This window comes from Mycolicibacterium sp. Y3, assembly GCF_051188035.1.
GTDB lineage: Bacteria > Actinomycetota > Actinomycetes > Mycobacteriales > Mycobacteriaceae > Mycobacterium > Mycobacterium fluoranthenivorans.
The window spans coordinates 2,155,354-2,166,316 of sequence record NZ_JAVQLT010000001.1 but is presented as its reverse complement, the minus strand read 5'-3'; the positions used below and the strand labels follow the sequence as shown (position 1 = coordinate 2,166,316).

At 64.9% G+C, this 10,963-nt stretch carries 9 protein-coding genes and 1 rRNA gene; 1 reads left to right on the top strand and 9 read right to left on the bottom strand.

The genetic code is table 11. The features are described 5' to 3' along the window. Positions 1–344: 344 nt before the first annotated feature. Both QN239_RS10620 and murA read right to left on the bottom strand, forming a co-directional pair. Positions 345–1,862: ribosomal RNA gene (locus QN239_RS10620) — 16S ribosomal RNA — on the bottom strand. Positions 1,863–2,236: 374 nt separating this feature from the next. Further along, positions 2,237–3,490 carry a UDP-N-acetylglucosamine 1-carboxyvinyltransferase gene (gene murA, locus QN239_RS10615; RefSeq protein WP_090363877.1) on the bottom strand — a complete coding sequence of 418 codons (1,254 nt, stop codon included), beginning with the start codon at positions 3,488–3,490 and terminating at the stop codon, positions 2,237–2,239. Between the two features lie 83 nt (positions 3,491–3,573). Between murA and QN239_RS10610 the strand changes: the two genes are divergently transcribed. Continuing rightward, positions 3,574–4,170, top strand: a complete 597-nt coding sequence (locus QN239_RS10610) for a cob(I)yrinic acid a,c-diamide adenosyltransferase (protein WP_090363879.1) — start codon at positions 3,574–3,576, stop codon at positions 4,168–4,170. Here QN239_RS10610 and QN239_RS10605 read toward each other — a convergent pair. The 7 genes from QN239_RS10605 to QN239_RS10575 are packed head-to-tail and all read right to left on the bottom strand — an operon-like array spanning position 4,167 to position 10,955. Beyond that, positions 4,167–4,601: a DUF2550 domain-containing protein gene (locus tag QN239_RS10605; RefSeq protein ID WP_499010126.1), complete on the bottom strand. Its 435-nt coding sequence runs from the start codon at positions 4,599–4,601 to the stop codon at positions 4,167–4,169. The two genes, QN239_RS10610 and QN239_RS10605, sit on opposite strands and share 4 nt — an antisense overlap. Before the next feature lie 12 nt (positions 4,602–4,613). After that, on the bottom strand, positions 4,614–4,979 hold the full coding sequence (locus QN239_RS10600; RefSeq protein WP_090363880.1) for a F0F1 ATP synthase subunit epsilon: 366 nt from the start codon (positions 4,977–4,979) through the stop codon (positions 4,614–4,616). A 30-nt stretch (positions 4,980–5,009) separates the two neighbouring features. Next, entirely contained in the window at positions 5,010–6,437 is a 1,428-nt protein-coding gene (gene atpD / locus QN239_RS10595) for a F0F1 ATP synthase subunit beta (protein ID WP_090363882.1), read from the bottom strand. 25 nt (positions 6,438–6,462) lie between these two features. Further along, on the bottom strand, positions 6,463–7,386 hold the full coding sequence (locus tag QN239_RS10590) for a F0F1 ATP synthase subunit gamma (protein WP_499010123.1): 924 nt from the start codon (positions 7,384–7,386) through the stop codon (positions 6,463–6,465). Between the two features lie 7 nt (positions 7,387–7,393). Then, positions 7,394–9,043: a F0F1 ATP synthase subunit alpha gene (gene atpA / locus QN239_RS10585; protein ID WP_090363885.1), complete on the bottom strand. Its 1,650-nt coding sequence runs from the start codon at positions 9,041–9,043 to the stop codon at positions 7,394–7,396. 46 nt (positions 9,044–9,089) lie between these two features. Beyond that, on the bottom strand, positions 9,090–10,418 hold the full coding sequence (locus tag QN239_RS10580) for a F0F1 ATP synthase subunit B/delta (protein WP_499010121.1): 1,329 nt from the start codon (positions 10,416–10,418) through the stop codon (positions 9,090–9,092). Further along, a complete protein-coding gene (locus tag QN239_RS10575) occupies positions 10,419–10,955 on the bottom strand; it encodes a F0F1 ATP synthase subunit B (RefSeq protein WP_499010119.1) in 537 nt (178 codons plus the stop codon). Between the last annotated feature and the right edge of the window lie 8 nt (positions 10,956–10,963).

Sequence of the window (10,963 nt, the reverse complement as noted above, 5' to 3'; positions counted from 1 at the left end):
ACCAACCCGAAGGCCAACAGCCACACATTCTGCGTGCAAGATGCTCGCAACCACTATCCACAAATCAAACACCACACCCCACCACCAAAGCAGGGCAACAACAAACACCACCAACCCCAACGGGTCGAAGGCCGACAACCCCACCCCAAAAGGTCGGGCATCGCAGGGCCTGTTGTCTCAAAGCCCAATAGTGTGTCTGGCAGTTCTAGCCCCCGAAAAAGGGACCGAAGTTTGTCGTGCACCAGACCAACCTCCACTACAGAGGCCGGCCATCCAACGAATCGACCAAGGTCACCGAACTCCCACACGATGTGGGCGGGCCTGGTTCTCGTGGTGCTCCTTAGAAAGGAGGTGATCCAGCCGCACCTTCCGGTACGGCTACCTTGTTACGACTTCGTCCCAATCGCCGATCCCACCTTCGACGGCTCCCTCCACAAGGGTTAGGCCACCGGCTTCGGGTGTTACCGACTTTCATGACGTGACGGGCGGTGTGTACAAGGCCCGGGAACGTATTCACCGCAGCGTTGCTGATCTGCGATTACTAGCGACTCCGACTTCACGGGGTCGAGTTGCAGACCCCGATCCGAACTGAGACCGGCTTTACAAGGATTCGCTCCACCTCACGGCATCGCAGCCCTTTGTACCGGCCATTGTAGCATGTGTGAAGCCCTGGACATAAGGGGCATGATGACTTGACGTCATCCCCACCTTCCTCCGAGTTGACCCCGGCAGTCTCCTACGAGTCCCCGGCATAACCCGCTGGCAACATAGGACAAGGGTTGCGCTCGTTGCGGGACTTAACCCAACATCTCACGACACGAGCTGACGACAGCCATGCACCACCTGCACACAGGCCACAAGGGAACCAATATCTCTACTGGCGTCCTGTGCATGTCAAACCCAGGTAAGGTTCTTCGCGTTGCATCGAATTAATCCACATGCTCCGCCGCTTGTGCGGGCCCCCGTCAATTTCTTTGAGTTTTAGCCTTGCGGCCGTACTCCCCAGGCGGGGTACTTAATGCGTTAGCTACGGCACGGATCCCAAGGAAGGAAACCCACACCTAGTACCCACCGTTTACGGCGTGGACTACCAGGGTATCTAATCCTGTTCGCTCCCCACGCTTTCGCTCCTCAGCGTCAGTTACTGCCCAGAGACCCGCCTTCGCCACCGGTGTTCCTCCTGATATCTGCGCATTCCACCGCTACACCAGGAATTCCAGTCTCCCCTGCAGTACTCAAGTCTGCCCGTATCGCCCGCACGCCCACAGTTAAGCTGTGAGTTTTCACGAACAACGCGACAAACCACCTACGAGCTCTTTACGCCCAGTAATTCCGGACAACGCTCGGACCCTACGTATTACCGCGGCTGCTGGCACGTAGTTGGCCGGTCCTTCTTCTGCACATACCGTCACTCGCGCTTCGTCTGTGCTGAAAGAGGTTTACAACCCGAAGGCCGTCATCCCTCACGCGGCGTCGCTGCATCAGGCTTGCGCCCATTGTGCAATATTCCCCACTGCTGCCTCCCGTAGGAGTCTGGGCCGTATCTCAGTCCCAGTGTGGCCGGTCACCCTCTCAGGCCGGCTACCCGTCGTCGCCTTGGTAGGCCATTACCCCACCAACAAGCTGATAGGCCGCGGGCCCATCCCACACCGCAAAAGCTTTCCACCACACCCCATGAAGAATGCGGTCATATTCGGTATTAGACCCAGTTTCCCAGGCTTATCCCAAAGTGCAGGGCAGATCACCCACGTGTTACTCACCCGTTCGCCACTCGAGCACCCCGAAGGGCCTTTCCGTTCGACTTGCATGTGTTAAGCACGCCGCCAGCGTTCGTCCTGAGCCAGAATCAAACTCTCCAAACAAAAACCCCCACACCCAAAGGCGCAGGCAGAATTCGAATCAGAAAAATCCGATCACTAACAAAAGACACCAAAACTGGCATCCAAAAAAACAGCCACCCACCAAACTCAGGAAGACGGGAATCCCCCCAAAAACGAGTGGCCAAAAAACAACAAACAAAAACCACCAAACACACTATTGAGTTCTCAAACAACAGACTTGATTTTGTCGAAGCTACCCGTTTCGGGGCAACCCTGCCAGCTTAAACTAACTTGTCCGGCGAGTCAAGCTTCTCTGTCTCGCGTTTCCGCGGCGACTTCAAAAGATTAGATCCACGTCCGCCGCGAAGTCAAATCCCCTGGTCAGAGGCTTGTGACGGTGGTACGCCCGTCTCAGATCAGCTTACCCGCTCGATCTCCGCGCCCAGGCTGGCCAGGTTCTCGACGAACAACGGGTAGCCCCGATCGATGTGGTAGACGTCGTGCACCTCGGTATCGCCGTCGGCGACGAGGCCGGCGAGCACCAAGCCCGCCCCGGCCCGGATATCGGACGCCCACACCGGAGCGCTCGACAACTGGGGCAGACCACGGACCACCGCATGGTGACCATCGGTCCGCGCGTCGGCACCGAGCCGGATCATCTCCTCGACGAAGCGGAACCTCGCCTCGAACACGTTCTCGGTGATCATCGAGGTCCCCTCCGCGATGCACGCCAATCCGATCGCCATCGGCTGCAGATCGGTGGGAAATCCCGGGAACGGCAGCGTCGCCACATTGACCGCTTTGGGCCGTTCGTACTGCACCACCCGGAAGCCGTTGTCATGTTGGGTGACCGTCGCCCCCGCATCGTGCAGCTTGTGCAACACCAGCTGCAGGTGGGCCGGGTCCACACCCGTGACCGAGATGTCGCCGCGTGTCATCGCCGCCGCGATCCCCCAGGTGGCCGCGACGATGCGGTCACCGATGACGCGATGTTCGGTGGGATAGAGCCGGTCCACACCGGTGATCGTCAGCGTCGACGAGCCGGCCCCTTGGACCTGTGCCCCCATCTGGTTGAGCATGTCGCACAGGTCGACCACATCGGGTTCACGGGCCGCGTTGTGGATCGTCGTCACACCCTCGGCCAACACCGCGGCCATCAGGATGTTCTCGGTCGCACCCACGGAGGGAAACTCCAGCTGGATCTCGGCGCCGCGCAGATGATCGGCCTCGGCCACGACACAGCCGTGCTCGATATTGCAGCGGGCCCCGAGTTGGCGCAGGCCCGCCTGGTGCATGTCCAGCGGCCGCGATCCGATCGCGTCGCCACCGGGCAACGCCACCTTGGCGCGTTTACCGCGCCCGACCAGCGGACCCAGCACACACACCGAGGCCCGGAACTGTCTGACCGCGGCGAAGTCGGCGTCGTATTTGGGTTCGTCCGGAGACGCGATCCGGACCGTGGAGCCGTCGAGTTCGACGGTCGCCCCCAGGCCGCGCAGCACCTCGGCCATCAACGGCACATCCAGGATGTCCGGACAGTTGGTGATGGTGCTGGTGCCCTCGGCCAGCAAGGACGCGGCCATCAACTTCAGGACGCTGTTCTTGGCTCCCCCGACGGCGACTTCGCCCGATAACCGACTACCACCGGTCACCACGAAACGCTCGCTCACGCGGGCCAGTGTAAGCAGATCAGCGGCCAGAATCAGAACGCGTGGCCAGGTTGCGATGCGGCTGTGACCGGTACGGTTCAACCATGGCCGTGCACCTGACCCGCATCTATACCCGTACCGGCGACGACGGGAGCACCGGGCTCAGTGATTTCAGTCGCGTCTCGAAGAACGACGCCCGATTGCAGGCATATGCCGATTGCGACGAGGCGAACGCCGCCCTCGGTGTGGCCATCGCCCTGGGCAGTCCCGCCCCCGAGATCGTGGCCGTCCTCCGCCAGATCCAGAACGATCTGTTCGATGCCGGCGCCGATCTGTCCACCCCGGTCGCGGAGAACCCGGAGTACCCGCCGCTGCGTGTGCCGCAGGAGTACATCGACCGGCTGGAAGGGTGGTGCGATCGGTTCAACGAGGGCCTGGCTCCGCTGAACTCGTTCATCCTGCCCGGCGGCACCGCGCTCTCGGCCCTGCTGCACGTGGCACGCACGGTCACTCGCCGCGCCGAGCGCTCGGCGTGGGCCGCGGTCGAGGAGTACGGGGATTCGGTGAACGTGCTGCCGGCCAAGTACCTCAACCGGCTCTCGGACCTGCTGTTCATCATGTCGCGAGCGGCCAACCCGGATGGCGATGTGCTGTGGAAGCCCGGCGGCGGGCAGGCCGACCAGCCGAAAGAGGATCGCTAGCCGGTTCGACGCCGAGTGCGGCGGGACGGGCGGGACTCCACCCAGGAGGTGAACGCGGTGAGCGCGCCGCGGTCGAGGGCGACCTCGTAGCCGTGGCCGGAGTCGCGTAGTTCCAGGATCACGATTTCCTTGGTCATGATGTCGAACTCGTCCCCCCGGGGGGAACGGCGACCGACCACTTCCAAGGCCAATCGGCTGAGCCGCCGATCGGGCCACCAACGAAGGCTGGACAACCGGTAGAAGCCGGCTTCGCCGCCGCGATAACGCATGACGCCGTGCCGCCAACCCTGCCCTCCGACGGCGGGATAGTCGCGCAGGATGGCGGCGGTGCCACCAACCTGTCGCAACTTCCACAATCGGTACACCAGGGCGGCGACCGCCAGCATCAGCACACCAATGAGCGCGACCATGATCCACATGAGCGCGCTCATCGGCCGTGACCTTTAGTCGAGCTGCCCGACGGCGCGCAGACGAGCACGCCCCCACGCCGCGGTGGCGGGGTCGTCGGATTCGGAATCCCGCTTTGCCGAGTCGGCATCCACTTCCGATTCGAACTCGGCGTTCTCGACCAGGATGCTCACCCCGGTCTCGGAGACCGACAGGAAACCGCCGTCGATCGCGATACGCAGATCGTCCTCGCCCTCGCGCTCGACCCGGACCATGGCGTCGTCGACCAGCTGAGCCACCAGCGGGATGTGCCGCGGCAGGATGCCGATCTCACCAGCGGTGGTACGGGTGAACACGAACGTCGCCTTACCCGACCACAGCGCGCGCTCGACTGCGACGATCTCGACGTCCAGTTCAGCCATTGGACACCACCAATCCGCTCTTCGCGTGCATCACAGCTTGGCGCCGAGGCTTTCGGCCTTCTTCGCCAGGTCGTCGAGACCACCGATGAGGAAGAACGCCTGCTCGGGCAGGTGGTCGAACTCGCCCTTGGCCAGCTTGTCGAAGGCCTCGATGGTCTCCTTGAGCGGCACGGTCGAACCCGGCTGACCGGTGAACTGCTCGGCGGCCATCATGTTCTGGCTCAGGAAGCGCTCGATCTTACGGGCCCGGTACACCAGGACCTTGTCCTCTTCGGAGAGCTCGTCGATACCGAGGATCGCGATGATGTCCTGAAGATCCTTGTAGCGCTGCAGGATCCGGATGACTTCCTGGGCGACCCGGTAGTGCTCGTCGCCGACCACGCTGGGGTGCAGGATCGTCGAGGACGATGCCAGCGGATCCACCGCGGGGAAGATGCCCTTGGAGAACACCGCACGAGAGAGCTCGGTGGTGGCATCCAGGTGGGCGAACGTGGTTGCCGGCGCCGGGTCGGTGTAGTCGTCGGCGGGCACGTACACGGCCTGCATCGAGGTGATCGAGCGACCACGGGTCGAGGTGATCCGCTCCTGGAGTTCACCCATCTCGTCCGCCAGCGTCGGCTGGTAACCCACGGCCGAGGGCATACGACCGAGCAGGGTCGACACCTCGGAACCGGCCTGGGTAAACCGGAAGATGTTGTCGATGAACAGCAGCACGTCCTGGCCCTGCTCATCGCGGAAGTACTCCGCCATGGTCAGCGCGGACAGGGCCACGCGCATACGCGTGCCCGGCGGCTCGTCCATCTGGCCGAACACCAAGGCGGTGTCCTTGAGCACGTTGGCATCCGCGAGCTCGACCCAGAGGTCATTGCCCTCACGGGTGCGCTCCCCCACGCCGGCGAACACCGAGGTGCCACCGAAGTTGCGGGCGATACGGTTGATCATCTCCTGGATCAGCACGGTCTTGCCGACGCCGGCACCACCGAACAGGGCGATCTTGCCGCCGCGCACATACGGGGTGAGCAGGTCGACGACCTTCAGACCGGTCTCCAGCATCTCGGTGCGGGGCTCCAGGTCGGCGAAGGCCGGCGGCTTGCGGTGGATCGACCAGTGGTCGAAGTCCTTGCCGTAGCCCGGCTCGTCGAGGCAGTCGCCGAGGGCGTTGAACACGTGGCCCTTGACGCCGTCACCGACGGGCACCGAGATCGAGGCACCGGTGTCGGACACCTCGGTGCCGCGTACCAGGCCGTCGGTGGGCTGCATCGAGATGGTGCGCACCAAGTTGTCACCGAGGTGCTGGGCCACCTCGAGGGTGAGGGTCTTGGCCAGCGCGCCATAGGTGATCTCGGCGTGCAGTGCGTTGAACAGTTCGGGTACGGAGCCGCGCGGGAACTCCACGTCGACCACGGGGCCCGTGATTCGCACGACCCGGCCTGCGGTCTTTTCTGCGGTAGCAGTCATATTCTTCTTCGCTTTCCTACGAGGCCTACTTGGCGTCGGCGAGCGCGTTGGCGCCACCGACGATTTCGCTGATTTCCTGAGTGATCTGCGCCTGACGTTCACGGTTGGCCGCCAACGTGAGCGCCTTGATTAGATCGTCGGCGTTGTCGGTGGCCGACTTCATGGCGCGCCGGCGCGACGCCGACTCCGAAGCCGCCGCCTCCAGCAGCGCGGCGTACACGCGGGTCGCGATGTACCGCGGCAGCAGCGCATCGAACAGGTTCTCGGCGCTGGGCTCGAACGAATACAGGGTGTGCGGTCCGGTCTCCTGCACGCCGACGTACTCGACGACCATCGGCGCGATCCGCAGGGCCACCGCTGTCTGCGACAGCATGGACCGGAATTCGGTCGACACGATGTGCAGTTCGTCGACGCCGAGGATGCCGTCGGCACCCGCGTCGTCGCCGTCGTCGTCCGCACCGGACTGGAAGGCCGCCACCAGGGTCTCGGCGATGTCCTTGGCGTGCTCGTAGTCCGGCCGCTCCGAGAAGCCGGTCCAGGACTCGGCCACGGCACGCTGCCGGAAGCTGTAGTAGCCCAAGGCCTTTCGACCGACGACGTAGAGAACCGGCTTCTTGCCCTCCTCACGGAGCAGCGAGAACAGCTCCTCGGCGCGGCGCAGCACGTTGGCGTTGTAGCCACCGCACAGGCCGCGGTCCGAGGACACCACCAGGACACCGGCCCGCTTGGGGTTCTCCCGCTCGACGAGCAGCGGGTGATCCAGCGCGCTGGCACCGGCGAGCTCGGTGAGCATGTTGGTGATCTCGGTGGCGTAGGGCCGGGCCGCGTCGACCCGGGCCTGCGCCTTGGCGATCCGCGACGTGGCGATCAGCTCCTGTGCCTTCGTGATCTTCTTGATCGACGAGGCGGATTTGATACGTCCGCGTAGCTCGCGAAGTGTGGCTGCCATGGGTTACCTAGGCCTTCTTGGGAGCCGGCTTGCGGACCTTGACCGATTCCTTCTCCAGGTCCTCGGGGTCCAGTGCTTCGGCCTCGGCGTCCTTGACGACCACCGAGCTGCCGTCGGTCGCCGAGAAGCCCTTCTTGAAGTCGTTGATCACCTTGACCAGGTTCTCCTCGGCCTCCTCGGAGAGCTTCTTGGACTCCTTGATCCCGGTGAGGATCTCGGAGTGGCTGGCCTTCACGTGCTCCAGGAACTCGTCGACGAAGCGCGAGACATCCTCGGCCGGAACCGAATCCAGATGGCCCTGGGTGCCGAGGAAGATCGACACGACCTGATCCTCGACCGCCAGCGGGCTGTACTGCGCCTGCTTGAGCAGCTCGACCAGGCGCACACCACGGTCCAGCTGGGCCTTGGATGCGGCGTCCAGGTCGGAGGCGAAGGCCGCGAAGGCCTCCAGCTCGCGGTACTGCGACAGATCCAGACGCAGCGAACCGGCGACCTCTTTCATGGCCTTGATCTGCGCGGCGCCACCGACGCGGGACACCGACACACCGACGTTGACGGCCGGTCGCACACCCTGGTTGAACAGGTCGGACTCCAGGAAGCACTGGCCGTCGGTGATGGAGATGACGTTGGTCGGGATGAACGCCGAGATGTCGTTGGCCTTGGTCTCGATGATCGGCAGCCCGGTCATCGAACCGCCACCGAGCTCGTCGGAGAGCTTCGCGCAACGCTCCAGCAACCGGGAGTGCAGGTAGAACACGTCACCGGGGAACGCCTCGCGGCCCGGCGGGCGACGCAGCAGCAGCGAGATGGCGCGGTAGGCGTCGGCCTGCTTGGAGAGATCGTCGAACACGATCAGCACGTGCTTGCCGTCGTACATCCAGTGCTGCCCGATGGCCGAACCGGTGTAGGGCGCCAGCCATTTGAAGCCGGCGGGGTCGGAGGCCGGGGCCGCGACGATGGTGGTGTACTCCATCGCGCCGCCCTCTTCCAGCGCCCGCTTGACGCTGGCGATGGTGGTGCCCTTCTGGCCGATCGCGACGTACACGCAGCGCACCTGCTGCTTGGGATCGCCGGTCTCCCACGCCTCGCGCTGGTTGAGGATGGTGTCGACGCAGACCGCGGTCTTGCCGGTCTTACGGTCACCGATGATCAGCTGGCGCTGTCCGCGGCCGATCGGGGTCATGGCGTCGATGGCCTTGATACCGGTCTGCAGCGGCTCGCCGACGCCCTGACGCTGCACCACCGAGGGCGCCTGCAGCTCGAGAGCGCGGCGGGACTCGGCGGCGATGTCACCCTGGCCGTCGATCGGCTGGCCCAGCGGGTTGACGACGCGACCCAGGAAGGCGTCGCCGACGGGCACCGAGAGCACCTCGCCGGTCCGCTTGACCTGCTGGCCCTCTTCGATCTTCTCGAACTCACCCAGGATCACCGTGCCGACGCTGTGCTCGTCGAGGTTCAGGGCCACGCCCAGGACGCCGCCCGGGAATTCCAGCAGCTCCTGCGTCATCACCGAGGGCAGGCCCTCGACGTGGGCGATGCCGTCACCGGCGTCGACGACGGTGCCGATCTCTTCGCGCTCGGTGGCGGCGGAAAACGAGGATACGTAGTCCTCGATGGCACCTTCGATATCAGCAGCCGAGATTGTCAACTCTGCCATGGTTTTTCGTCTTCCTACCTTGGGTTTTCTGGGGGTTCGTGGGGTGTCAGTCCGGCAGGCCGGTTTGGGCGGCAGCCAGTCGTGACGCGATGGAGCCGTCGATCACCTCGTCGCCGACGGCGATCGTGAGACCGCCGAGCAGGTTCGGATCGACATGCAGCTGGATGGCGACCGGGTGGCCGTAGATGCCGGTGAGCACCTCAGCCAACCGGGCATGCTGGGCCGCAGTCAGATCGGCGGCGGCCGTCACATGGGCGACGAGCTCACCGCGTCGCGCCACGGCGAGCTCGGCCAGGTCGATGACCGCCTGGTCGGCGCGCTCACCGCGCAGCAGTCCGACGGTCTGCGCCAGCAGCGCCCGGGCGGTGCCGTTCGCGGTGCCGAGAACCTTGTCCAGCAACGCAACTCGGCCCTCAGCCGGCGTCGTGTAGTCACTGAGCAGGGCGGACAGCCGGGGCTCGGCGTCCAGAACACGACCGAACCGGAAAAGCTGGTCCTCCACGTCGTCGACCTCACCGTCGACCTGCGCACGCTGCAGCAACGCCAGCCGTGCGGTGTACTCGATACCGTCGACCAGGTCGGCCTCGGCCGACCAGCGCTGCGCGACGGCGGTGCGGACCAGAGCGAGCGCGGGCTCACCGATCTTGCCGTTCAGCAGCCGGTCCACCAATGCGATCTTGGCGTCGGCCGAGTCGGACGGCTCGGCGAGGTGTTTGTTGAGCGCACCCTGGGTGATCAGCAGACGGGCCACCGCAGCCAGATTGCCGGCCAGCGCGGTCAACCCGTCGGCGTCCAGGCCTGCTGCGACAGTGTCGAACTCACCGGTCAGCGTCGCCACCGCCGCACGACTGGCGGCCCGCAGACCGGCGGTCGCAGCGGTGTCGATGACCACCGTGGACGGCGCCATCGCAGCCAGATCGGCCAGGAAGCGGTCGACCGTTGCGGCCTGCGCCGAGGGATCGGCCACGTGGCCGCGCACCAGGTCACCCGCCTTCACGACGGCCTCGTCACCGAGGCCCTGGCGCAGCTGCCGGACCAGCTGCTGGCGTGCCAGCTGAACCTGTTGTGCGCCCTGGGCTTTGATGCGCTCGGCGTCAACCCCGGCCTGCTCGGCCAGCGAGGCGGTGATCCGCACAGAGTCCTGGCGGGCCTCCTCGGTGACCTTCGAGGACTCGGCGGCGGCATCAGCCAGCGCCTTGGCGTGCATGGCGTCGGCGTCGGCGAGCCGCTGTGCTGCCTCGGCACTCTCGGCCAGAGCGGTGCGGACGGCGTCCTGCTGCTTGGCCATGAGCGTCTTCACCGGCGGCACCACATAGCGCCACAGGATGTAGGCGATCACGGCGAAGCCGATCAGCTGCCCGATGAAAATCGACATCTACTTGTTCCGTCCCGATTTCACGTCGACGCCGAGGATGCGGCTGGCCAGGGTGGCCGACAGTCCGTCGACCGAGGAGGCGAGCTCACTTTGAGTGGCCGAACCCTGTTGGGACAGCTGCTCATTGGCCTGGCGGAGGGTCTCAGCGACCTCACCGCTGGCCTCGGCCCGCTTGGCGTCCACCACCTCACGACCGGCTGACCGGGCCTCATCGCGAATCGCGGAAGCCTCGGTGCGTGCGCCGGCCATTGCCTGGTCGTAGTCGGCCTGTGCGGCCGCTACCTGCTCGGCCGATTTACGGCTGTCCGCAGCGGTCTTGGCGAGCATCGTCTCACGCTCGGCGAGGACCTTGCTGACCGGCGGCACAACCCATTTCCAGATCACGCCGAGCGTGATCAGGAAGATGATCAGCACGGCGAAGAAGGTGCCGTTGGGGAGCAGGAAGTTGCTCTGCCCCCCGCCGCCTTCTTCCGCTGCCTGGCTGGACGCCAGGATGTTGATGCCGTCCGCGAGGACAGTCGAAGCGAGTTCACCCATGCTTACGG